The following is a 25,451-nucleotide window of genomic DNA, read 5'->3' as shown; positions in this document are numbered from 1 at the left end:
TAAAAATTTAACGGAATATTGTTTTATTCAGATGATTAGTTAAAATCTTCAATCACTTTACAGACGGATACGAACTTGTCACATCAATCAAATATTTTTAAATCTTCTTAGTCGGTCCGGGAAATGATTGACTACCATTTCCCTTAAACCAATTCTGTCTATTGGTTTGGAAATGTAGTCATTACATCCGGCGGCAATGGACTTCTCCCGGTCGCCAACTAATGCATAAGCGGTTTGCGCGATTATTACCACATTCTTGTTAAATTTCCGGATTTCCCGCGCGGCTTCATAGCCATCCATTTGCGGCATATTTATATCCATGAGCACCAAATCGATTTCAGGATTTTTCCTGCAAAGTTCAACCGCTTCAATGCCGGTATTTGCAGTCAGGGTTCTTTTGCTTATTCCTTTAAGCATTTTAATAATAAGCATTTTCGAAATTTCATCATCTTCTGCAACTAAGGTATTAAGTTTTCTGATTTCTTCTTTTGTCATTTTTTCAGATTTGGATTCCCTGGTGACATGATTTTTTTTGTTTGCCGGAAGTACCGGTATAGTAAAAAAGAATGTGGCACCCGAAGCATTTCCATTATAACCTGCATTATTCTCCACCCATATTTTACCCCCCAACATTTCAATGTAAGCTTTTGAAATGAACAAACCAAGGCCTGCCCCTTCGTGATTATGGCTAAATGATTCGTTACCCTGTCTGAACCGGTCAAAAATAACTTCTTTTTGTTCATCCGAAATTCCGGGTCCACTATCTTTCACATAGAATTTGAAAAACTCGTCCATTTTGCTATAACCCAATTCAATTGATCCGGATGGCGTAAACTTTATAGCATTTTTTACCAAATTGGTAAGTACCGCATACACCTTTTCCTTATCGGTCCATATAAATGCGTTATCCGGTGTCAGTTCATTATTGAAAGAAATATGCAGCTTTTTCTTCTCCGCTTCTGGTTTGAAAAATTTATAAATATACTCTATCTGCTCGTTAATATTTGTTTTTGACACAGAAACTTCCATTTGCCGGGATTCTATTTTGGAAATGCTGATAATATCGTTTATGATATTGAGCATGCGGGAACCGCTCTTCTCGATAATATCAATATAGTTTTGTTGCTCTTCGACATTCAATTTGAGATTCTTAAGTAGTTCAGTAAATCCGAGTATTCCATTCATTGGTGTTCTGATCTCGTGACTCATATTAGCCAGAAAAGATGATTTTAGTCTTTCGTTTTCTTCGGCTTTTTCTTTGGCCTTTATCAATTCACTCTCAACATATTTGAGCTTTGTAATATCAACCAGGGTGACCAGGCATATTTCGTCGACATTGCTGACAATTCCATTGACAAGTATGTATTTTATTGATTCACTTCCTGTTTCCAGTTTTAATTCGCAGGTTTCCTTCTGTTTGCTTTTAAATATTCTTTGCAAAAAACGGTTATAAACAACTCTCATATCCGGAGATATAAAAAATCCAAAACTGCTTTTTATCAGTTGCGAACGTTTCCTCTCCAATAAACGTTCAGCACTGACGTTCATCTCTATAATTTCTCCTTCCTTTGTCAGTATCAGGTATCCTGAAGGAGCAAAATCAAATAACTCGGTATATTTTTTTTCAGCACTTTCTGCTTTTTCTCTGGCTTGTTTAAGCTCCTCATTTTGCATTTCCAGTTCCAACTGATGCAATTCCAGCTCGTGAATGAGTTTTAAAGTATCAGATTCGGAAAACGACACTACTGAATTTTCTCTTTTTTTGCTTAATAACAATTCTGCAGCCTGGCGCAACTTGTCAAATTTGGTCTTTGATTTTATCTGTTTATTCATGATGAGGATTATTATTGATGAGTGCAGTATAAAAAAGCCTTCAAACTGCTGATTTTTACCATTTTTACCCCTGACTCCTAAAGGGGAACTGCTAAAAATCAGCAGTTTGAAAAAGTCCCCTTTAGGGGATTTAGGGGTCAAAAGGCTTTTTAGACCGGGCTCATTGATTGTTTCCTACTTACAGAAATATACCGGCAGATTATCCGTTATATCTTTGGGAATAAAAAAGTTTTCTCTCACAGACGGGCAAACGGGTATGGTAAAAAAGAAAGTGGAACCCGGTGCATCTAAATCATTTTCGGCATTATTCTCAACTCATATTTTCCCCCCAGTGTTTCTACGCGTACTTTTGATATGAACAACCCCATGCCTGTCTTTCTTAGTTTCATCCATCCTGTAATCGGGACCAATGAACGCTTGTAAGATTTTCAGAGTTTATCTTAATCCCCAAGTCTCTTTCCCCGATATTGGTGCGTTCTCAAAGTCCCACTTTGGGGCATTTAGGGGGTCTTTAACCGCCCTCCTGCTTCCAGGGTCAAAGACCACTGGAAGGAGGATTTTCCACTTCGACGGCTGAGATATCTGCTATCTCACAAGAAATATAACCATTTGAAATCAGTGACTTGTTAATTGTCTGACCAGATATAATAGAAATCAATCGCCACTGACTAATCTACTTTTAACCAACCCTACATAACGGGTTGTATTTTTATATCAATCCTGCGGTTTTGTTTTCGTCCTTCTGCTGTTTCGTTATTGGCCACAGGGTTGTTCTCACCATAACCAACGGAGCTGATTTTACTAATGCCTGGTGCGTCCGAATTGGCATTCAAATACTGAGTGACAGCATCCGAACGTTTCTGAGAAAGGACCAGATTTGATGCGTCGCCTCCGAAAGAATCGGTATAACCTTCCACAATAACATTGCATTTTGGAAATATCTTGATGGCATTCTGCACCTTAGTCAGCAAATCAAAGTTTTTCGGTGTAATTTCCGACTTTCCTGTCTCAAAACCGAAGCCGTGCATTCTAATTACAATTTCATCTTCTGAGCGAAAAACCGATGCTTCTGAGCTGTCAAAAATCAGGTAAACTTCTTCAAACTGTTGGTTAAGTTTTGTTTGTTTGGCGATTTTGGCTGCAAGTTTGGCCTTTTCCTTTTCAAACTCCCGGCTTTGCGCTATCATGTCATCTGTCCGTTTGTTGATTTCATTATTAACCTCGCTGCTGAGCGCCAAATTTTCTTTTTTTAATAAATCGACAGTCGATTTCAAATGCCGGATTGCATTTTCATTATCCAGGTTTTCGGCCATAAGCATTTTATTATCTTTTTGTAAACCGGAAATGTGCTTAATTATTTGGTTCTCCGGGTTCTCAATACCCTCGTGAAATTGTGCAACAAAGCCCAATTGCTCAGCAATCCTAATAAGGGGGGTTTCATATTTCAAAATGACATCTTCCATTTCCATGTCCCTGTCATCCATGTCCGAAATCGTTTTGTTAAGGAAAATGGCGTGGCTGGCTTCATATTTGGCTTGTTTTGCCAAAATACGGGGATAATCCATATCATATCTGTTTGTTTCGAGTTCCCGTTCTGTTTCGGCCAGTAGTGATTCTGCCTTTTTAATGGTTTTCGGCGCATTCCGGTCAACCTTCATATCATCGGCCCTTTCCAGTAAAGCACGTGTCTCGTCAAGCAAATTCGTTTTGATGGAGGCCAATTCAGCTTTCCGGTATAATTCAATGGCTTCTGTTGAATATTTGTACGAATTATCCCTGTCTCCTTTTTCCAGTTCTTTAGTGGCTCTATTAAATACTTCTTCTGCCTCACTCCAGGTTTCCTTTGCAAATTTATCTGCCCCTGCCGATAGTGCATCAGAGCGTGCGTCAAGCGAGTTGGCAAAAACCAATTTGGCCGAAACACTAAAGTCAGCCGAACGATTAAAATGATTGACAGCCTCAACAAGCGATTCTTCTATCTTTTTTACACCTTTCTTATCGGCATAATGTTTTTGAGCCTCCTTGTAGCTTTCAACGCCTTTATTGTATTCGGTGGGAACAAGCAGGTCTGCCTGCACCAGTTTGGCATGAAGCATCGCCTTGTTGGCTTCCATAAACAAAGTGTTCTTTGTTTGTTGTGCATAACTAAAAGTACTTATCATAAGTAATGACAAGCACAAAAGTCCAGCAACCATTGTTTTTCTTTTTTTAATTGTTTTCATCCCTATAAAATTTAATTATTAAGTTCGTATGGAACTCGCATGCAAGGACTAATACATGTTCTTTTGTAGTAATTTTTGTCATGCTCGTTTCATTATTTCATTTTCTTGTTGCTTAACTGTTTGCTAAAAATAAGTCTGACAAGTACAAAAACCCCTGCTACTGCGAGAATCAGATGCACTGCACCAGTGGCATGTAATCCCCAGAATAGTATTCCCCATATTACCACAAGTAATGTAGCAATGATATAAAGTAAATTTCTCATGATGCTCCTTCATTTTAATTGTTTAGTCCCATATTTTCTTATTTGAAATAACTATTTGGTGTCAGTTCATAAATTACCATTTGCTGTGTTACGCTTGCCGGCAAAATAGTCATTTACGAGAAGTAAACTCTGCTTTTGGCGGCTTCGCAAGGCTTGCAACCGGCATTTCTGAACAGACACATGATTTGTTACCATTTTTCCCGACTTTACAGACGGGCACTATTTATTCATCCTCGACAAAAAAATCCGCAATAGCACTTCCCAGTTCATCCAAATCTTTTCTGAATTCAATCTGTTTCTCATCCCAATTTTCAACCTGTTCGTCTTTGTAATCGGTAATTTGGGTTTTCAGTTGCTCATTTTTTTGTTCCAGGTCTGCTAATTTCTTTTCGTATACGGTTTTTGCATCTTTCTTTTCCTTTGCTATTTTCACCTTTAATTCAGCAATATTTTTTTGGTATACCTTAATCTGGTTTTCAGATTCCTGTATGAATTTCTGGTAGTTTGTAACCGTGTCCTGCTTTACGTTTACTAAATCACGTTGAGCGTTATGTAAATCGTTTTTAGCATCCTGCACTTTCTCTTTGGCTTTATCTTCCCTTGCAGCTTGTGACTGGCAGCTGAATAATGTTCCGCCAATAATCAGACTGAATACGGATAGAAATAAAATTGATTTTTTCATTTTTTTATGCTTTTAAATTATGGATAAATTACCATGACATAAATATATGACAATATTAACCGGGAACTATTACATTATTATGATAATAAGTTACATTATTCACACATTGAGGTATAATATATGGGCTATAGCACCACCAATTCACATTACGAGGAAGAAAAGGTGAATCATTTTGAGCATTTTGAGACTGAGAACTTGTTTTTTGAGTTTTTGAATATGGTTTTTTATTTAAACGCAAAGACGCAGTGGCGCAAAGTTCAGGCGCTTTTTGCAATATAGTTAAATATTAAAAAAAGAATTTTTTGATAATAAAATGAGCATGGAAAGGCTTGCCATGCTTGTTTCATCCGTATAAAATTTATTTATAAAGGTCGGATGGAACTCACATGCAAGAACTTATACATATTCTTATTGTGGCAAAACGTTGCCATGCTCGTTTCATTCCACGCTGAGAACGCAAAATTAAAGAAACGCTAAAGTCGCAAAGAAAAGATTTTATAGTTTTTTGCGTTTCTTACGTTCTAATATTTTGCGGCTTTTGTGTGGGAAATTTCATCCGTATATAATTTACTTAAGTTATTGGTCTGATGGAACTCGCACGTCAAAATTTATACTTGTCTTTATTGAGGTAACCTAAGTCATTCTCGTCTTATCTTAAATCTTATATCTAATAATCTATTAATCTATTAATCTATTAAGGTAATCTTTGTCATGCTCGTTTCATTAGTATAATTTAAATCTGAAGAAGTTAATTGTACTAAAATTGCCAGATAAAGTGAGTTTTTAGTATCTTCGACACTTACCAGTTAATCTTTAACAAATGTGCTCAAAAACCAATAATCATCCTGCAAATATGAGATACGTTTATTTGATGCTGTTTCTATACATTTCACAACAGCTATTCTCGCAACAAGTTAATCCAAACCCATGGGTAATGGCACACGATACGACAGAAGAGATTACTTACCACAACCCTGTTATTCCGGGCTTTTATCCCGATCCCGGCGTTTGCTGCGTTGGCAACGATTACTACCTGGTGAACAGTTCTTTTGAATACTTTCCCGGGGTTCCGGTTTTTCACAGTAAAGACCTGGTAAACTGGGAACAAATTGGTCATTGCATACACAGAGAAGACCAAATCAAAGGAGAGATTAACATTTTTGCGCCAACCATTAGATATCACGACGGAACTTTTTACATGATTACCACCAATGTAACGCATGGCGGTAATTTCTTTGTCACGGCAGAAAATCCTGCCGGTCCCTGGAGTGATCCGGTATGGATAGATATGCCTGAAATTGATCCCGACCTTTTTTTCGACGACAATGAAAAAACCTATGTAATAACCTCCAGATTTGAACTGGCTGAAATAGATATTACAACCGGGAGGTTATTAAGCGAACGGCGAAAAATCTGGAACTCAACAGGCGGCCGTTATCCCGAAGCACCTCACATTTACAGGAAAGACGGTTTTTATTACCTGATGGCGGCCGAAGGAGGTACCGAAGAAGCTCACATGGTGACCATTGCCCGTAGCCACAATATTTGGGGCCCTTACATCGATAATCCAGCCAACCCGATAGCCACACATGTTAATTACGCCGGTATGGGCAATCCCATTCAGGGAATAGGTCATGCCGATATAATACAAGCTCACGACAAAACCTGGTGGATGGTACTCCACGGCTACCGTAGCGTGACGGGATATCCGCCACACCACATACTTGGACGTGAAACCTGCCTCGCACCTGTAAGCTGGCCCAAAGGAACATGGCCGGTGGTCAACGGCAACGGAACAATTTCGCTGAATATGACTGCCCCAACTTTGCCTCAGGTGCCGGTGCCGGTAAAACAAAGAAAACCCTTCACCGACTTTGAGAATCCGCAATTGGGACTTGAATGGAATTATATACAACCTCCCGTCGACGAAAATTTCCATCTGAATCACAAAGAAGGAACGTTAACACTGAACGGTTCGGCTCTGACAATAGGCGAAAAAGGAAATCCAACCTTTGTAGGACGCCGACTTACCGGCATCCCGTTTGAAGCAACAATCAGAATGAAGTTCGACCCGCAAAGCGAAAACGAAGAGGCCGGCTTAACTTTAGTCAATAATGGTTCGCATTTTGATATTGTAGTTTATACCAAAAACGGGAAACGTTTTCTGTCTGTAAAATTACAATTCGGACAAACCATTTACCTTTCCGAAGCTGTAGAGCTGACCCCCGGCCATATTGACCTGAGAATTGAAGGCACAGGGCCTGAATTCATTTTCTCTTACGCTCAAAACAACGAAGAGTTTGAAATTGTGGAAAAAGCCGATGCCCGTTTTCTGAGCACCGAAACCGTAGGATGGTTCACCGGATTGTACATCGGCCTTTATGCCACCGGAAAAGGGAAACCCGCCAAAGCTCCGGCTGTTTTCGACTGGTTTGAATATCGGGATTGACGGAATGATTACCCCAATCCTTGTCATGCTCGTTTCACTGCTCTTTCTTTCTGATGTAGCGCCTTCGGTACAAAAGGTAGCTGTAAAATTTCACATATATTTATTCATTTGACGTAATAATTCCAGTGTTTTTATTTTTTAAATAATCCAGCAACTTTTCTAATACCGGATCTCCCCCTTTCATATATTCCCTGGCAATATAGGGGATTGGGATGTCCGGACGGACAATATCGTCGTAGGCTTTAGTGTATTCGTCGTATTGGATAGTGGAAAAAGCAAACGGATTATCAAGAAATTCTCCTGTGGCAACCTCTCCATATTTCAAGGCATTATAGGCCAATGGTTCCCCCACTAAAGTGGCGATTTCGTTATATTGGCAAATGTTAGCAAAACTGGCAGCAATGGATCCAGTGTTGATACTAATCAATACATAAACCTTAAGATTGGGAACGAATAAGGATGAGTCAAGTGAAAATGAGTGAAAAACTTTTTCGGAAGGTAAACTCAACACCTTGCCGTACTGTGATTCATCGAATCCATAATCTCTCGTAATCTTAGAGACCCGCGCTTTGGCATCTTTCAAATAGTGAAGGCTATCCTTATCCGAGAAAAAAGAGAAAAATAAGTTTAAATCATCACCTGAACCCCCGGGGTTCTCCCTTAAATTAATAATTAAATCAGAATAACCGGATTGATTCATTTTTTCGATGAGTTTTCTGAATTTCTTTAAAATATATCCGTTATTTTCAAATTCACGAATTTTAAAATAACCTAAAGAATAATCCGGCATTATCTTCGCTTCGCAAAAGCTACCTTCTTCAACTAAATAATCTGAATAACGCATTCCCTTGATGCTCATAGACTTTTCTTCATTATTCCGGATATATCTGGTAATTTAAATACCAAACCAGATTGCCCACATCCACATATCTGTCACGGTAATAATAGCGCAGGTAATCTCTTATCGGGATATCATTAATAGATTTTATCAAATCACCACTTTCAATCCCTCATCATACGAAGAATAAACCAATAAGGAATCGTTGATACAAAGTCCCCGAAATGGAGGAACAATTATTGAGGCTGTTTTATACTTAAGGTCCGGAAACTTTCTTAAAACAGGAACAATTCTGAAATGAGGATCCTCCTGGGTAATATAATCCATTAACTTCCGTGCATGAAAAATCAATTCTGCATCATTAAAGTCTATGGCCGGGATCGTTTGACAAATATTCTCAATTAACTCAGAAGTGTTTCTTCCTCCTAAACTATCAAAAGAATAAGGATGATATTTTTTGATCCGGCTTATAAAAAGCTCTATCCTTTCCTCTGTTAAAATAGTATTTTGTTTTTCTATATAGGAAATATACTGTTCCCGTACAAACAAATTAGGGCTACAACACAGAAAAAAAAAGACAAAAAATAACTTCAATAAGAAAAATCTTCATAGGTCTAACTATTTAAACAAAATAAAGGGAGAAGGGAGAATGAAAAAAGCACACTCTCCCCATATAATATTTACCCGGAAATAGTCTCTCCTGATGGTTCAGTCCCTATTGCTATTCTAATTTTTCTTGCCCTTTTTTTGCAAGAAAGACAAATTCCGGTTCCTGTCATTCCTCCTTGAATAGCTTGAAGTTGTTGTGGGATCATTCTCTTAAACTTAGACTCTTTCAAAACACTAATTTTATTCATTTTTCTCTATTTTAATTTCTGCCTACTCATCTCCTTTTCGGCTTCCGGCACATTCATTTTCCGGCCGGGATTTCTGAAATGCAGGATAAAAGTATGCCGATGCACTCCTAAAATTTTGGAGTGAGAAAATTTATATTGATTCTAAATAAAGCGGTTATTAATTCGGTCGAAAAGCAAATTTGGTCATTCGCTTACCACCCTGTATATTGTGCAACTCTTTAGGTCAAGGCATTCAAAACCACACACCACACATTCAGTCGTCTCCCACGTAAGATAAACGAAACGAGAATGACGAGGTTTATCACAATAAGAACAATTTATAAATTTTACATTCGAGTTTCATCAGACCAATAACTTAGACTAATTTTATACGGATGAAACGAGCATGACAAAGATTTTCACAAAAGAACATGTATAATTAACCTTTAATCATCTAAAAAACCAAAAACAGGTAACAGATTCTTCGTCGTTACCTCCTCAGAATGACATTAGACAGTCTGTCATTCTAAGCGGAGCGAAGAATCTAAAATCAATTAAAGCATAATAAGTAGCATCAGACCTTAATAAATAAAATTTATACGGATGAAATTTACAAGCAGATAAAATTCTTTTAACTACTAAACATATAAACCAATTCGTCTGGAAACGTGATACAAAGCCCCCCTCGATCGGAATCGAAAAGTACCTCAATCGCCCGGCCAAGAGACATAGTCAATTTCAAAATAGCGGATTCTTTACGGCGTAAGGATGAGGAGCCAAAGGTAATCCGCCATCATGCAGAGCTAACGATCTGAAAATTGACAATAACACTACTAAGCATCAAAATCATAATAAAGAAACCTCTTATCATCATCTATGTTTTTTTAGTTTAACAAATTCTGATTGCAAAACTACAACGGTGGTAGGATTCCTGAAATCCCAATTTTTTGGTATTTTATGGCTATTAACCGTAATATATCGTTAGAATTTTAGATGTAAGATGGATTTTTTCAACCTTGATACACTGCATTCTAACAAACATGCCTCTCCATATTCAAACAATTGGCCTACATCGCATTGCAAAAATTTAACAGAGTATTGAACCGGGCAAAATGAAATGGATTTAATCAAATCCTGTATTTATGAGTATTCTTAATACTTTTAGACAGTCCGGAGGCAGGCTCGCTCTAAAGAAATTCCGGTATGATAATCCGGCATAAATAGTGTTTGTCCATAAAAACCTTCAATTCATCAACCATGCAGTCGCGCTCATCATAATGAACAAAAAACAAGCCTTTAGCACCAAAACAGGGGTTTCCTTTCATTTTGTTTTGCCGTAATTTTATTTCTTCGGATTTAGCCTGAATTATTCACAAAACAGATGTAACGGGGATCATGTATGTACTTTAAACCTGATGTCAAAAATATTTTAATAACGCTGTTGGCATTTTCTTATCCTTTTTTTTCTGAAAGCCAGAACATAACATTGAGTTTATCGGGAAGTCCTTTCAGTGAAAATGGCGGAACGGCAACCATCACTGCGATAACTGATTATACTATTGCTTCGGAAATAACAGTAGACTTGACATTCACGGGAACAGCTATCCCGGGAACCGACTATTCTGCCAATAATGTAATAACAATTGCATCAAATACCACTACAGGAACCTCAGTCATTACCGGAATCGATGACAGCATTTACGAAAACGACGAAACAATAATCGTTGATATTAGCTCGGTTACTAATGCTAGAGAAAAGTGGCATCATCAACAAGTCATCGCTACCATTACCGACTCAGAAGACATCCCCTCTATAACGCTTTCGGTCAATCCTTCTTCTATCGGAGAAGGGCAGAGTTCCACCATTACCGCAACACTCAGTAATGCCACTTACGAAGATGTAACGGTCAACCTCGAAGCTACTAATATCGATACTCAGTCAGCCGACTACAATCTGGCTTCCGCGAACATCACCATCATCGCCGGACAAACTTCGGCAACAACATCCATTTCTGCCGTTGACGACGGACTCTTTGAAGGCGATGAACAAGTACAAATTGATATTTCAGGCGTTTCAGGCGGAGGCGCCGTTGAAGCAACACAACAACCGGAAGTTATCACCATTACTGATCAGCAGACCGCTCCGACTGTTACGCTCAGCACTTCACCAACATCTGTTGCCGAAAATACAGGCTCCTCAATACTTACGGCAACTCTGTCGGGGGCAACGGATAACGACATCACAATAGACCTGGCCGTTATTGGTGGTACGGCGTCTTCCGGTGATTACACCCTTCCTGCTTCCATCTCAATCACTGCAGGTGAAACAACCGGAACGGCCTCTCTCTCTGCTACCAACGATGATATTTATGAAGGGAATGAAACACTGACCGTCGAAATATCTGATGTCCCGGAAGGTTTTATCATCGGAACGCCTGCTTCGGCTACCATAACCATTGAAGATGATGAGGCTCCACCTCACGTTTCACTTTCCGCTCAACCCGTATCTATCTCTGAAAACAACGGGACAACCAACATAACGGCCACCCTTAACAGGCGAACTATTGAACCGGTTGTAGTCAACCTATCCATCAGCAACGGTTCTACTGAAAATGAAGATTATCAACTGGAATCTGATGCTATTACTATACCGGCAGGAAGTTTGTCGGGTGAGACAACCCTTGAAGCCATTGATGACAATATTTATGAGGACAGTGAAAGTCTGACGCTATCAATATCATTAGTTTCGGGTGGAGATGCTTATGAAAACGGCACCCAAAATGTTACTATTTTTATTTTGGATGATGAACAACCTCCTTTGGTAACATTGTCAGCAGCCCCAGAAAGCATTGTAGAAGACGGGACAAGTACCATAACCACCTCGTTAAGCAATGCAACCGAGCAAACAGTTATTGTTTTGCTTCAAGCCACCAATATAACCACTGAGGATAATGACTACAATCTGACATCCACATCAATCTCTATCCCACCTGCTAACACAACAGGTTCTACCACTCTTGATGCCATTGCCGACAACCTTTATGAAGGTGATGAAATTCTTGAGATAACTATTTCTCAGGTGGCAGGTGGTTCTGCCTCAATCGGAGGCATCCAGGAAGCTGCCATAACTATTGAAGATGCACAGACCGAACCGGTGGTTAACCTTCAGTTAACCGGTTCCCCATTTACGGAAGACGGTGGTTCTGCTATTATCAGTGTCGGGTTGAATCATGCATCCACCCGCGAAGTTACTGTTGAGTTGGAATATTCGGGCACATCTGCCAGCAACGACTATTCAGGACGAATTAATTCAGTCACCATTCCATCTGGCCAATTGGAAGAAACCATCACTTTGACCGGAACAAATGATTTTGAAGCCGAAGGAGACGAAACGATAACCGTTGCCATCTTGTCAGCTTCAGATGCTACCATCGGGGAACAGCAGGAAATTACCGCCACCGTGCTGGACGATGACATCGCAGGTATAAAACAAATAATTTCCGATGCCGGAACTACTACTTCAGAATCGGGAACCTCTGATAATATTGCTATCCTTTTAAATACTCAGCCGGCTACTGATGTTGTCATCGAAATTACAGGACTCGACACATCCGAGGGAACACTCAACTCCAATCGGTTAACCTTTACCCCGGAAAACTGGGATGAACCGCAAGTAATAACAGTTACAGGTGTTGACGACAACGAAGTAGACGGGAACATTTCTTACACACTGATATTTTCTGTAGTTAACGAGAGTTCAGATGAAGCCTATCATAATCTTTCTGTTCCTGCTGAGGTAACAAATACAGACAATGACACTTCAGGATTGATAACATATCCGGAAAACCCTTCGCTGGAAACCTCCGAAAGCGGAACCTCCGACAACTTTTCACTACAATTATCCAGTAGGCCGGCCTCCACCGTAATCATCAGGGCAACGGGAATAGACGAGACAGAAGGAACGATAAACAACGAGGAATTCATTTTTACCCCCGTGAACTGGAATCAACCGCAAACAGTAACAATAACAGGGATAGATGACGATGAAGCGGACGGTGACATTCAATATAGCATTGATTTTATGGTGGACGCATCCGCTTCGGACCAAAACTATCATAACTTGACATTTACAGTCGAAGTAACCAACCTCGATAACGACCAGGCCAACCGGCCACCGACTCCGGAGGACGACGAGTTTGAGGGCAGACAGGACCTGGTATTGATTGGTAGCTCTTTGCTGGATAACGACACGGACCCTGATGGTCACGAATTAAAGATCAATACAGTGCCTGTTTTATTTCCGGAGAACGGAACCTTGAATATAAATCCCGACGGAACTTTTACCTATACACCAAATCAGGCTTTTTTCGGAACAGACAGCTTCGGGTATGAAATATGTGATAACGGCACCCCGCAACTTTGCTCGAACGCAACAGTTACAATTAACGTTGTCGAAGTTGTTGACCATGATGAAGACGGCATTCCCACAGAAGTGGAAGGTTACGGAGATTCTGACAGGGACGGCACCCCGGATTACCTGGATACCGACAGCGACGACGATGACATTCCCGATGCTGAAGAAGAACGTGGTGATTGTGATCAGGACGGAATACCCGACTACCTGGATTCCGATCCGTGCTTTGAGGTTTTTGAAGGTTTTTCATCTAAAAAACCACTTAGCATAAATTGGGTGAAAAGGTACGACATAGTCAGCTTCGTCGTTTTCAATCGTTGGGGCAATATAGTTTACAAACAAGACAAATTTTCGGGTGAATGGGACGGAACATCTAACACCGGCATTACTATTGGCAAAAAGTTGCCATCCGGCACCTATTATTACATCATCACTGTCAGAGATATCAATAAAAAGGTAAGCGGGTATTTCTATATCATTCAATAGCAAATGTTGAAATTATTATACCAATGAAGATATCAGCGCATATAAAAACATACATCTCATTCGCATTAATGCTGGTTGGGTTTTTGTTCACTCAAAAAACTTTTTCGCAGCAGGAACCGATGTATACACAGTACATGCATAACATTATTACCATCAATCCTGCATATACCGGCACGCGCGACGCCTTAAGCATGGTATTGCTTTCCAGACTGCAGTGGGTAGGTCTTGACGGGGCACCAAGAACCCACAACTTTGCCGCCCATACTCCTCTGAATGATCATACCATGGGATTAGGCCTTTCACTGGTCTCCGACGAATACGGCCCTGTTAACAATTTATTTCTGAATTTCAGCTATGCTTACCGTGTCAACATTACAGAAAAAACAATACTTTCCATGGGACTAAACGGAGGCCTGTACAACTATCATGTAGGTTTAAGCAGTTTGAATGTTGATGAAACAGACCCTTCCTTCAGCAAAGACCTGGAACAAAAATTTATTCCCAATGCCGGTTTCGGACTTTATCTCTACTCCCCGAAATATTACGCCGGCGTATCGCTCCCCCGCTTATTTCAAACAGAACTGGGGAATAATAACTCTCCGGAAGAGCAGATGCACACACTGAAACGACACTTTTTCGTGATGGCAGGATTCGATGTCAACGTAGGATCACAAATGGTTCTTAAACCCTCGTTCATAACAAGGATTGTTGAAGGTGCCCCTTTCTCTGCCGACATTACTGCCCGTCTTCTTCTTCGTGAAACTTATGAGGCAGGCGTCTCTTACCGACCGGATGAGAGTCTTTCCCTTCTGGTCGGGATGCACATAAACCCGCAACTCCTGATTGGATACGCTTACGATTTTTCCAGTGCCGATATGAGACCTTTCAACAACGGCAGCCATGAAATTGTTGTTAGTTATGAGTTCGGGAAGACAACAAAAGAAAAAGTAGTCTCTCCCCGAAATTTTTGAACTTGCCTGGTCACAATAGTCTGTTGAAAAAGGCTTAAACGCAATGATAAAAAGTAATTCTGCGCCAAAGCTACGGAAACTGAGAGACACAAAGTTTTTATTATGAGCGCGATGTGATTGACTTCTCCGGTTTCATAAACAACTAACTAACAGTTAGTTGTAAAAGTTTAACGGTGTATTGTGTTCAGACTTATAAAAAAATGACTATTTTGTGCATAAAAATTATGGTTGATGACATTGAAACCGTTAATACTTCTGGCTTCACTTCTTTTTACTGCCGCTATGGGCGGGGCGATTGCCCAAAATCAGGAAGCAGAGCTTAGTCGCTCTGCATATAAGCGACTACAAAAAGCAAAGACGGCTTTTGATGAAATGGATTATTCGACAGCCATTCAACTCTACCGCGACGTAAACAGGAAAGAGGAAATTCCCGATTCATCGAAAATCAGACTCGCCAGAGCTTATATCGAAACCAATGATCAAAACATGGCGGAAGCCGTTTTTAAAGAAGTCGGCCTCGAAAATCTCAGCGGAGATGATTTGTATTACTTTTCACAAACACTCAGATACAATGGCAAATATATAGAGGCCGGTCAGGCCATAAAAAAGTTCATTGAAGAAAACCCCCATGACCAAAGAGCCAAGCTCTGGGAGAATAAAGATAACCTTGCACAAAAACTATTACAGGAAAAAAATTATACAGTTTCCGAAGTAAATTTTAACAGCCGGTATTCTGATTTTTCGCCACTCATTCAAAACGGAATCATGTATTTTACCTCCTCCCGCCCGGCCGGGATAGTTTTAAAAAACAACGAAGGAGGGTCATTCCTGAACATTTTCCGTGCCGAACACTACGGAAACTCGTTTATGTCACCCGAAATTTATGTCACCGATTTTAAAACCCGTTATAATGATGGACCAGTATCTTTCAATATTCATGGAACAGAGATATTCATTACCCGCAACATATTTCACTCTCTTATTAAGACGAAACGAGATAACGGTTTCAACAGGCTCAGCATCGTTTATTCCAGAAGAAAACCCGATGGAAGCTGGACCACGCCGGAAGAGCTGCCCTTTAACGACCCCTCTTATTCCTGCGCTCATGCTTTTTTGACAGAAGACGGGAACAGACTCTGGTTTGTATCCGATATGCCCGGTGGCAACGGTGGAACGGATATATACTACGTTGAAAAACAAAATCAGAAATGGGGACAACCCGTCAATGCCGGCGATGAAATTAATACCCCGGGTGACGAGATGTTCCCCTTCGTCGACAATAAAGGCCTTCTCTATTTCTCCTCTGACGGACACCCCGGACTTGGAGGACTTGACTTATTCGTTGCCAAAGAAATTGAGGGGGAATACGTAGTGAAAAACATGGGATACCCAATTAACTCATCAAAAGACGATTTCTCTATTTTTATCGAACGCGGTGGAAGAAAAGGCTATTTTGCCTCTAACCGCCCGGGAGGCACAGGCAGCGATGACATCTATAAGTTCGAAGTTTTGCACCCGGTCATCTTTGAAAAACCTCAAAGAAAATTTCAGGGTATTGTCATTGATAAAAACACCAAAGAACCTGTTTCGGGTGCCATTTTAGGAATACTCGACAATCAAGGAAACTATATCCAGGATATTACAACCGACCACGACGGCTCATTTTTTCTGTCCGATACCATCTCGAAAGAGATTACAATAATCGCCGCCGAAGAATATTTTTATCCTTTCGAAGAATCATTCTCACTCAGCAATCATGAAGACACTGTAATGGTTGCTCTTAGCCCCAAGCCGGTATATGGTGTTAAAGGGATTCTCACAAGAGCTCCCGGCAACGTTCCGGTTCCATCCGTTTCCTTATTCATTCATGCCCCCGGTTCGGAAACAGATACAATGCGTACAGAAAATGACGGCTCCTTTAGATTAAAACTGAATCCTTATTCAAATTATTACATAGTTTTCTATAAACCGGGATATTTCCCGTCCGGCCTTCCCTATTCCACATCCGGAAGAGATACCGGTTATGTCGATCTTAATCAATTGGCCGGTCTTGAACTCGAGCCTGCATTAACCGGGAAATCATATCCGCTGAGTATTTCTTACGAACAAAACAGCCTGGACACAGTCAACGGTTCTCAACTCCTGTTGGATGCTGTCTCACAATTGTTGAAAGACAATGAGTCATGGATTATAGAAATCGGTGTACACACCAGTTCAAGAGGAGATGCTGAAACCAATCTTCATAATTCCAGACAAAGAGCACAGTCTGTGGCTGCTTATCTGGAAAGTGCAGGCATAAATCCGTCACGCATTTCTGCAAAAGGATTTGGAGAACAGCAGCTAATAAATGACTGTGCCGACGGAATTCCTTGTACAGAAGAAGAACATGAAGAAAATGAACGCACTAAAATTACAATTCTGAACAGGTGAAAAAATCGGCCATTATTGCTATGATAAAAAGAGGAGATAAATACATTACTCCCGACGGCAGTACCACACCGGATCGGGGGATAACCCTGTCGTTCTGTGCAACAGCCCGCAAAGCATCAAAGAAGTTACATAATGCCCGGGGCCGCTATTAAAACTGACAAAACGAACAGAACATATTACAAATCAAATACACATTACAATGAAAAATTTACTTAGTACTGAATTTTGGTCAAGAGCACTTAGCAAGGCAATAGACTGGGCTATAACAGACCTGCCCGGGATAATAATTATGATTATCGCATTAATTATTTTTCTCCGGGTATTAAAGTTCTCTATTTACCGCTTCAGAAGGATTTTGGTGAGACGGGCAGAAAAAGATGAAAAAGTAGATACCGTCGAAGCCGAAAAACGCATCAACACCCTTACAGGTATTGTCCAGGGAGCCGTACGAATCGCATTATATACCATTTTCATTATAATGTTGCTCAGTAAATTCGGCATTAACGTTGGACCCATCCTGGCCAGTGCCGGTATTCTGGGCCTGGCAGTTGGCTTTGGAGCACAAGAACTGGTGCGTGATTACATATCCGGGTTCTTTATGCTTCTCGAAGACCAGGTCAGAACCGGAGATGTTGCTATAATTAACGGAACCGGAGGCGTTGTTGAAAAAATTGAACTGCGAACAATTACTCTCCGCGACTTGAACGCAGTGGTACACATATTTCAAAACGGTAAAATAAATACCTTATCGAATATGACCAAAGAATGGTCAGCCATGGTTTTTGATATAGGTGTTGCCTATAAAGAAGATGTAGACCAGGTTATGGAAATTATGAAACAGGTAGGAGATGAGCTTCAAAATGACCCCTATTTCGGCCAAAAAATCATAGAGCCATTAGAGATAATGGGACTTGATAACTTTGGCAGCAGTGCTCTTATCATCAAAGCAAGACTAAAAACCAAGCCTATTATGCAATGGGAAACAGGCAGGGAGTACCGTAGAAGACTAAAAATTGCCTTCAATAAAAACAATATTGAAATTCCCTTCCCACATACTACTGTTTACTGGGGAAAAGAAATAGATCCTTTAAAACTTAATATCACTAAAGAAAATGAAGCCTGATCGAAAGAAAGAAAACTACAGAAACTTCAATAACGAGGTCATGTAAGTAGCGCAAAATATTCCTTCGAAACGAGCATGACAAAGATTGTCTCAAAAGTTGATGTATATAATCAATCATGCGAGTTCCATTAGTATAAAATTAGTCTAAGTCATTGGTATGATGGAACTCGCATGTAAGAATTTATACTTGTCTTTATTGAGGTAAACCTCGTTATGCTCGTTTCATCACTGTAAATATTCTTTCTTTATACGGGCAAGCTGTAATGTTGCATGAGGTTAGAAAAAAAGCTTAAACGCAAAGACGTATGTTGTGTTTATAATTCACACTACCGGCTAATGACTAAAAACTAAAAACTAATGACTAATGACTAAAAACTAATGACTAATGACTAAAAACTAATGACTAAATTACTTATATCTAAAAATCTAATAATCTATTAAGGCAATCCTTGTCATGCTCGTTTCATTAATAAACATTAACTCTAATTCAAAAAAACACCTGCACCACTCAGTGACAAAAACTAAAACCAGCTCATACAAAAGCAGCCTCATTCTTTTGAATCTAAAGTAATTCCGAATCCTTGCTTAAAATTTTTTGACTAATTTGTCAAAAACTTCCATTAAAATCCCAACTTATTCATTGAAAAAACAGTACTTGATTAAACAGTAAATTTTAAATTTTATATATTTGTTTTTAAAGTAATTTAAACATTTTATTAATAACATCGTATAATAATCAAATTGTGTTTTGCGTTAAATACACAAAAGGGCCAAACTCTTCTCTCCATCATTGCAAAATTGGCATAACAATTTTGCAATGCGTCTTCATGAGTCCCTTATCATAGGTGACAAATCGCACAGGTTTAGCCTTTATTTTCGGGAATAACTTTTAACCAGCCCGCTATGAAGAAGTTTTACTTTTTTTTGTTTTCGGTTTTTATCTTATCCATTTTACCGGTTTCTGATTCAGAAGCCCAGGTGGATAATGTCTTTTGGTTTGTAGCCCCTGAGGTAACAAGCAGCCATGGTGACCATCCTGTTTCTTTTCGGATTACAGCTCTTGATCAGGATGCAGAAGTAACCATCTCCATGCCCGCGGGAGGCTTCTCCGAAACCATCACCATCCCGGCCAATACACAGTACAATTATGAGGGTCTCAGCAACCTCGATCTTATCGAAAATCGTCCGGCCGATCAGGTTTTAAACAAAGGCATTCTCATCACATCAGATGTTGATATTACTGTTTATTATGATGTGGCTCATTCCAACAACCCGGACAAATTTACCCTGAAAGGGAGAAATGGCTTAGGCACAGAGTTCTTAGTCCCTTCGCAAACTGCTTTCGACAATCACCAATATAGTCCACCCGCACGCGAAAGAATTGATATTGTAGCCACCGAAGATGGCACTACAGTTGAGGTTGTCCTTACCGACGATGTCATCGGACACAATGCCGGGGAGACGGTTACCATAAACCTTAACAGGGGACAAACATACTCACTTTGGGCAACACAAGCAGGAGAACAGGCTCACCGACACCTGGGAGGTACGGAAATAACATCAAATCATCCCATCGCCGTTACCATTTCGGACGACTCGATTGAACGTCCCACTGATCCGGGACACTGGGATCTAATCGGAGACCAGCTTATCCCAACCGACTTGCTTGGCACCGAATACATCGCCATGCATACCTTGTTAGGACAGGATATCACAACCGATCAGAAAGTATATGTAATGGCCGTTGAAGATGACACTTATTTATTTGTCAACGGAGATGAGAGAGCCACATTGGATCGTGGAGAGATGGAGGAACTCAACATTGGTAATAACGCCGCCTTATATATAACATCCGACAAACCCGTTTACGTTTACCAGGTAACCGGAATACCACCCATTAACAACAACACTGCCGCTCGCGGCACTGAGCTCGGAAGCGCCATACTGCCGCATGTAAAATGTACAGGCTCAACCAGTGTTTCTTTTACCAGAGTGCTTGGCGATCGCTTCTATGTTCAGCTGCTGACGCAGGAAAATCATCGCGATAATTTTACCATCCGTGGCCACAATGACTCGGAAAATCAACATCCGTCCAAGTACCTCCAAAATATAGACTGGCATCAAGTTCCCGGCACAGGAACCAATGGAAGTGACGCATGGTATTCAGCTGTCATCCAAATGGGATGGGACGGTGGCCGTGGAATAGCAACAGGTGACCCGTATACCATCGAAAACACCGGACTTTTCCACATGAGCATTCTCGACGAAAACAGTGTGAGTATGAGCTTCGGTTATTTCTCAGACTATAGTACACTCCGTATTAACGGAATAACAATGGCTTGTGAAGGAGAAACCATTACCCTGGAAACGCAAGACCCGATGCGTTCCTACTACTGGTTCTATGAAGATAACCCTTACAATCCCATATCAACAGAAAGGTCTGTTGATATTACCGAATCCGGTCAATACTGGGTAAGAGCTGAAGTGATGGCCGGCGAGTGTTACCTCACCGATACCGCCGATGTGGAATTTCGCACGCCACAATTCTCGCTCGGCAACGACACGGTCGTTTGTCCGGGTGAAACCGTCACCTATACCGTTGCCGCCACCAACCCGGGCGACACTTATTACTGGACACCGGGGGGAATAACCAGTAATACTTACTCGGTAACACCAACCCCTGACGAAACCATCGAGATAATTCTTACCATGACCGATGATCTGGGCTGTTCCTCTACCGATACAGTCACGGTAACCGGTTACTCTGCCCCCGAAATCAACTGGAACATAAGCGGAAATGAAGTTTGCGAGGGCGACACGCTTCGCACCACCGAAGACGATATGCTTCGTTACCAGTGGACGGTAAACGGGGTCGCCGATCCTGCCGATACGCTCAGTTATATCGTTGCACAAAACTCCGGAACTTACGAACTCACGGTCTGGAGCGAACACTCATGTACCGAATCGAAAACTTTGGAGCTCACGGTTCATCCTACACCTTCAGTCAGCCTTTCCGATATCTGGGAATGCCCGGGAGATGTCGGTCATTTTTCACTGAGTGGTTACAATTCTTATCTATGGTCTACCGGATCCATCAATTCAGAAATTTATCTGACCGAGTCGGATAGTGTCTGGGTCAGGGTAACGAATAATTACGGATGTATAGCCAGCGATACCGCCTATTTCGGAATTTATAATGAACAGGTATTTACTTTCGGTAACGATACCAGCGTCTGCGAAAACGATAACATTACCATAACTGCTAATGCTCAAAACGTTACATCCGACTATGAATGGACATTTAATGATGGAACTTCCACAACAACATGGAATACCCCGACCAACGAACATACGGTTGTAAATGCATCGCTTTCGGATGAAGGCATCTATACCGTCGAAGCGACTGACGACAACGGCTGCAACATTTCCGGGTCATTCAATCTGTATGTACAGGAGGTTCCGGATATTGGCATTTCAAGCGAAGTGGACATTTGCGATGGCAATATAATGAGGATTGAAGCCAATGGCCACAATTTCGTTTCGTTTGCCTGGATTGAGCTAAGCGATGCTTCGGATACGCTCAGCACAGAAAATTATATCCTGATTGGATCAGAAGGCAATTATCAGCTAACAGCTACCCAGGCTAACGGATGTACTGCTACTGAAACAACGGAAGTTAACGTGTGGAATAATCCCACCTTTAACTTACCCGCCCGGGTTGAATTCTGCCCCAATACAGACATTTCATACGACATGACCAATCCCCCCGGCTGGTCTTCTCCACAGCCCGACCCGGCAGACAACACACCCAGAGGCCACACCTGGTATACGATGAACGAAACCGGGGACCTGGAACACTACTTTACAGGCACGGATATTGGCGAAGCCGATCCAAACGCCAACCCCGCTGCCGGTGTCTATTTTCTGGAAGTACAAGACGGTTTATGCCAGTTCGTTGACAAGGTGGAAATTGCTTACCATGAGCTCATTGATGTTGAACCTGACGATGCAGAGGTGTGCGACAATGAACCCTATACGCTCGAAATACCGCCGTCTATTGTTCCTGATGTCAGCACCTATTTCTGGGAACAGAATGCAACCTCAGTTAACGGGCCGGAAAACAGCAACTGGGTGGTTACCGAAGCCGGCGATTACACCCTGCATATCACCGACAACAACGGATGTGAAAATTCAGGCAGTATGACATTAAGTCACCTGCCTTCTCCGGTATTTAGTCTGGGTGCCGACAGAGAAAAGTGTTATGGCGATACCATCATGGTTGCAACCGATCCTTCTTTTGCAAGATATGAATGGAATGGTGATCCATCTGATGACCAGCCCAATTACATCGAAACACTCAACATTGGCACAGGTACCACCAGCCTTCAGGTTTGGGCAGATAACGGATGTACTTCAACCCAACAGGTGAATGTTACGGTTCATCCCCTGCCAACAGTTGATCTTGGTCCCGACATTGAAGGATGTGCCGGCGAAACGGAAACACTCACAGTTCCCAACTTCCCGGAAATTTACTGGTCAAACGGAGAACAAGATGTGACGGGAATTACCGTCGGAAGAGGCCGGCACCACGTCACAGTAGTCGACGATCACGGTTGTGTCGGCAGAGATACTATGAATCTGGTCTGGTACCAGGTCCCCGACATAGAGCTTGGACCCGATATTTTTATCTGCCCGGTCGAATATCCTGTCACCATCGAAGCACCGGAAGGATACCAAAGCTACAAATGGCACAACGGTAGTACCGACAGGATGATCATCGCCAATTTAATGGACACTCTGAATAAAGTGGTGGTTACAAACATTCACGGTTGCCAGGGATGGGACACCAGGGTAGTCGACTTTCTTGCCGAACCTCCCTACTCATTGTGTAACGACACTTCGATCTGTGAACCTGACCAACTGGTACTGGATGCAGGTACGGAAATCATTACCGAATATGCAGGAGAACAACAGATCACACCCATTCAAAGCTATCTGTGGAGCAGTGGAACCACCACCCAAACCGATACAGTAGCTGAAACAGGCAACTATTGGGTAGAAGTTTACGACGGTTGTTTTTACCTGAGAGACACGATGCATGCAGAATTTTATCCATCGCCTGAAATTATCAGGCTCGATACCATGTATTATGCACAAGTTACCGTATTTGTTGAAAGCGGAACCCGACCCTATTATTATGCACTGGACGATGAAAACGATCTGCAAACAGAAAATACATTTAAAAACCTGTCAAATGGTGATCATGAAATTTTTGTGGAAGATTCCAATGGATGCAGGGCATCTACCCTCTTTTACATCAACTCGGACTATGAAATAGAAATACCCGGATTTTTCACACCTAACAACGACGGGTATAATGACACCTGGGTAATAGAAGGACTGGAACGATTGCCCGATTCGGATGTTTCCATTTTCGACCGTTACGGGAAACTGTTGCGTGAATTTAAAGCCTCCGAATCTGTTCAGTGGGACGGAGAATATCAGAATAAACCTGTACCGTCGGACGATTACTGGTATGTCATTCATCTTAAGCCTGTAGAAAAAATAATTAAAGGAAATGTAACCGTTAAACGATAATAATTTCTCTAATACCCGGGGTACAATCCTGACCAGGAAAGTAGTACACCGGGATTAGAGGCCAAAATCCCCTAAAACCCTGTAACAAAATGAGAAAACCCGTACTTTTTGTTATTGGCCTGTTGTTGGTATCAAACTCAATATCAGGACAAAAATATTTTATAACCAACCAGTATGTTTACGATCTGTTCATGATTAATCCGGCAGATGCGGGTAACAACAACAACTGCATCACGTTCAACGGATTTTATCAGAAGCAATGGTTCGGCGTAGACCTCGCGCCTACTACGCAACTATTGTCCTTCCAGACACCGTTATCTCATAATCTCGGTTCAGGCACCTATATTTTTAACGACCGCAACGGGAATTTTAAGCGAATGGGGTTGCAACAGTCCTTCTCGGTCGAAGTAAAACTAAGGGAAAACAGACACGGCAACACCTCACTGCATTTTGGACTCTCGGCATTTTTGGAACAGAGTTCTATTGATTACAGCGGGTTTTCCCAGGACGCGGGTATTGATCCTATTATTACAGGAACCGGTGAAAGCGGGTTGGGATTTAATGCAAACTCAGGCCTAATGTTAGAGGTAAACAATTACCATGTCGGTGTGGCATTATCCAATATTTTTTCTCAGAATAACCCGATGTATAAATCGGAATGGGAACCCAAAACCGGTCCTGATTTACATATTCATGCCGGCACCTCGTGGAAAGTTCCTGACCGGGAAATATATGTAGAACCCTTGTTTTATTATCGTCAAAACAGCTTTGAGAATACCCGTTTCGATGCTAACCTTAAACTCTATATGCCAACCCTTGATCCAAATTATGCCTTTTGGGGAATTCTTGCTTACCGACGTTCAATGGATGAGCAGCTGGGCCGCGACCTGGGACTGGCAACAACTGTGGGTATTGATTACAAAAGTTTTTCGTTTGGCATCGAACATCAGCTGGGCCTTACCGCAGCACAGAAACATTTCGGCAGCGCCTTCATCGTGGTTGCCGGATACAGAATATGTGCAGGAAACAAGAAAGGTGCATTCCCCTGTTCACAAAAAGATGCCATCATAAAGGCTGCCAATAAAGACCCCAAACGAGGATTAAAGGGAATTAAAAATGCGAAAAAATAATTTCAACCATAAGATAGTGATAAATTAAAGGCTGAGTATGGTCTAAAAAGCATCTTTGTTGCCAAACTCGTTGTTGTTTTAAATTTTTGCATCCTCATTAACAGGTACAAAAATTTAAAACGCCTTGATTTTGATAAAAATATGCTTTTTATACTGCACTCAGGGCTGAAAAAGTG

Annotated in this window: 16 protein-coding genes; 8 read left to right on the top strand and 8 right to left on the bottom strand. The window is 41.2% G+C overall.

Translation table 11 applies throughout. The features are described from left to right. Window positions 1-87: 87 nt before the first annotated feature. The 4 genes from ATH1_RS0110385 to ATH1_RS0110370 all read right to left on the bottom strand — a co-directional run bounded on the left by ATH1_RS0110385 (window position 88) and on the right by ATH1_RS0110370 (window position 5,000). Window positions 88-1,833, bottom strand: coding sequence for a hybrid sensor histidine kinase/response regulator (locus ATH1_RS0110385; protein WP_139035348.1), 1,746 nt, complete (start codon window positions 1,831-1,833; stop codon window positions 88-90). Window positions 1,834-2,522: 689 nt separating this feature from the next. Next, window positions 2,523-3,947: an OmpA family protein gene (locus ATH1_RS20145; protein ID WP_010421181.1), complete on the bottom strand. Its 1,425-nt coding sequence runs from the start codon at window positions 3,945-3,947 to the stop codon at window positions 2,523-2,525. Between the two features lie 200 nt (window positions 3,948-4,147). Beyond that, a complete protein-coding gene (locus tag ATH1_RS21835; protein ID WP_010421178.1) occupies window positions 4,148-4,318 on the bottom strand; it encodes a hypothetical protein in 171 nt (56 codons plus the stop codon). 223 nt (window positions 4,319-4,541) lie between these two features. Continuing rightward, a complete protein-coding gene (locus ATH1_RS0110370; RefSeq protein ID WP_010421177.1) occupies window positions 4,542-5,000 on the bottom strand; it encodes a sll1863 family stress response protein in 459 nt (152 codons plus the stop codon). A 934-nt stretch (window positions 5,001-5,934) separates the two neighbouring features. Between ATH1_RS0110370 and ATH1_RS0110360 the strand changes: the two genes are divergently transcribed. Beyond that, window positions 5,935-7,449, top strand: coding sequence for a glycoside hydrolase family 43 protein (locus tag ATH1_RS0110360; protein WP_010421171.1), 1,515 nt, complete (start codon window positions 5,935-5,937; stop codon window positions 7,447-7,449). A 100-nt stretch (window positions 7,450-7,549) separates the two neighbouring features. On the opposite strand, the gene ATH1_RS0110355 is transcribed toward ATH1_RS0110360, so the two are convergent. The 4 genes from ATH1_RS0110355 to ATH1_RS21445 form a co-directional block, all read right to left on the bottom strand. Continuing rightward, window positions 7,550-8,308: a S41 family peptidase gene (locus ATH1_RS0110355; RefSeq protein ID WP_010421169.1), complete on the bottom strand. Its 759-nt coding sequence runs from the start codon at window positions 8,306-8,308 to the stop codon at window positions 7,550-7,552. A 129-nt stretch (window positions 8,309-8,437) separates the two neighbouring features. Further along, the gene (locus ATH1_RS0110350; RefSeq protein WP_010421167.1) at window positions 8,438-8,836 is read right to left on the bottom strand and encodes a hypothetical protein; all 399 of its coding nucleotides are present in this window, start codon (window positions 8,834-8,836) and stop codon (window positions 8,438-8,440) included. Between the two features lie 131 nt (window positions 8,837-8,967). Further along, window positions 8,968-9,144 carry a hypothetical protein gene (locus ATH1_RS21450; RefSeq protein WP_010421164.1) on the bottom strand — a complete coding sequence of 59 codons (177 nt, stop codon included), beginning with the start codon at window positions 9,142-9,144 and terminating at the stop codon, window positions 8,968-8,970. 1,166 nt (window positions 9,145-10,310) lie between these two features. After that, a complete protein-coding gene (locus ATH1_RS21445; protein WP_010421161.1) occupies window positions 10,311-10,448 on the bottom strand; it encodes a hypothetical protein in 138 nt (45 codons plus the stop codon). Window positions 10,449-10,522: 74 nt separating this feature from the next. On the opposite strand from ATH1_RS21445, the gene ATH1_RS0110330 reads away from it, so the two are divergent. From ATH1_RS0110330 to ATH1_RS0110300, 7 genes are all read left to right on the top strand, one after another. Further along, entirely contained in the window at window positions 10,523-14,023 is a 3,501-nt protein-coding gene (locus ATH1_RS0110330; RefSeq protein WP_010421157.1) for a Calx-beta domain-containing protein, read from the top strand. 23 nt (window positions 14,024-14,046) lie between these two features. Continuing rightward, window positions 14,047-14,994 (top strand): PorP/SprF family type IX secretion system membrane protein, encoded by a 948-nt coding sequence (locus tag ATH1_RS0110325; RefSeq protein WP_245531765.1) that lies wholly within the window; start codon window positions 14,047-14,049, stop codon window positions 14,992-14,994. Between the two features lie 231 nt (window positions 14,995-15,225). After that, window positions 15,226-17,424 (top strand): OmpA family protein, encoded by a 2,199-nt coding sequence (locus ATH1_RS0110320; protein WP_010421152.1) that lies wholly within the window; start codon window positions 15,226-15,228, stop codon window positions 17,422-17,424. Next, complete coding sequence (locus ATH1_RS21625; protein WP_010421149.1) at window positions 17,421-17,576, top strand: hypothetical protein; 156 nt, start codon at window positions 17,421-17,423, stop codon at window positions 17,574-17,576. The genes ATH1_RS0110320 and ATH1_RS21625 overlap by 4 nt, the downstream gene beginning before the upstream one ends. A gap of 47 nt (window positions 17,577-17,623) precedes the next feature. Then, complete coding sequence (locus ATH1_RS0110310; RefSeq protein WP_010421146.1) at window positions 17,624-18,547, top strand: mechanosensitive ion channel family protein; 924 nt, start codon at window positions 17,624-17,626, stop codon at window positions 18,545-18,547. Between the two features lie 903 nt (window positions 18,548-19,450). Then, the gene (locus ATH1_RS0110305) at window positions 19,451-24,145 is read left to right on the top strand and encodes a T9SS type B sorting domain-containing protein (protein WP_010421144.1); all 4,695 of its coding nucleotides are present in this window, start codon (window positions 19,451-19,453) and stop codon (window positions 24,143-24,145) included. A gap of 89 nt (window positions 24,146-24,234) precedes the next feature. Continuing rightward, window positions 24,235-25,275: a PorP/SprF family type IX secretion system membrane protein gene (locus ATH1_RS0110300; RefSeq protein ID WP_010421141.1), complete on the top strand. Its 1,041-nt coding sequence runs from the start codon at window positions 24,235-24,237 to the stop codon at window positions 25,273-25,275. The last annotated feature ends 176 nt before the right edge of the window (window positions 25,276-25,451 follow it).

The organism is Anaerophaga thermohalophila DSM 12881 (genome assembly GCF_000191885.1).
Taxonomy (GTDB): Bacteria; Bacteroidota; Bacteroidia; order Bacteroidales; family Marinilabiliaceae; genus Anaerophaga; species Anaerophaga thermohalophila.
The sequence above is the reverse complement of the archived record's forward strand: the minus strand, read 5'-3'. Positions and strand labels throughout refer to the sequence as shown.

What these genes read in the sequence shown, in the direction of transcription:
- ATH1_RS0110385 (WP_139035348.1), bottom strand. Translation starts at nt 1,833, where the DNA reads ATGAATAAACAGATAAAATCAAAGACCAAATTTGACAAGTTGCGCCAG.
- ATH1_RS20145 (WP_010421181.1), bottom strand. Translation starts at nt 3,947, where the DNA reads ATGGAAGCCAACAAGGCGATGCTTCATGCCAAACTGGTGCAGGCAGAC.
- ATH1_RS21835 (WP_010421178.1), bottom strand. Translation starts at nt 4,318, where the DNA reads ATGAGAAATTTACTTTATATCATTGCTACATTACTTGTGGTAATATGG.
- ATH1_RS0110370 (WP_010421177.1), bottom strand. Translation starts at nt 5,000, where the DNA reads ATGAAAAAATCAATTTTATTTCTATCCGTATTCAGTCTGATTATTGGC.
- ATH1_RS0110360 (WP_010421171.1), top strand. Translation starts at nt 5,935, where the DNA reads ATGGCACACGATACGACAGAAGAGATTACTTACCACAACCCTGTTATT.
- ATH1_RS0110355 (WP_010421169.1), bottom strand. Translation starts at nt 8,308, where the DNA reads ATGAGCATCAAGGGAATGCGTTATTCAGATTATTTAGTTGAAGAAGGT.
- ATH1_RS21450 (WP_010421164.1), bottom strand. Translation starts at nt 9,144, where the DNA reads ATGAATAAAATTAGTGTTTTGAAAGAGTCTAAGTTTAAGAGAATGATC.
- ATH1_RS21445 (WP_010421161.1), bottom strand. Translation starts at nt 10,448, where the DNA reads ATGAAAGGAAACCCCTGTTTTGGTGCTAAAGGCTTGTTTTTTGTTCAT.
- ATH1_RS0110330 (WP_010421157.1), top strand. Translation starts at nt 10,523, where the DNA reads ATGTACTTTAAACCTGATGTCAAAAATATTTTAATAACGCTGTTGGCA.
- ATH1_RS0110325 (WP_245531765.1), top strand. Translation starts at nt 14,047, where the DNA reads ATGAAGATATCAGCGCATATAAAAACATACATCTCATTCGCATTAATG.
- ATH1_RS0110320 (WP_010421152.1), top strand. Translation starts at nt 15,226, where the DNA reads ATGACATTGAAACCGTTAATACTTCTGGCTTCACTTCTTTTTACTGCC.
- ATH1_RS0110310 (WP_010421146.1), top strand. Translation starts at nt 17,624, where the DNA reads ATGAAAAATTTACTTAGTACTGAATTTTGGTCAAGAGCACTTAGCAAG.
- ATH1_RS0110305 (WP_010421144.1), top strand. Translation starts at nt 19,451, where the DNA reads ATGAAGAAGTTTTACTTTTTTTTGTTTTCGGTTTTTATCTTATCCATT.
- ATH1_RS0110300 (WP_010421141.1), top strand. Translation starts at nt 24,235, where the DNA reads ATGAGAAAACCCGTACTTTTTGTTATTGGCCTGTTGTTGGTATCAAAC.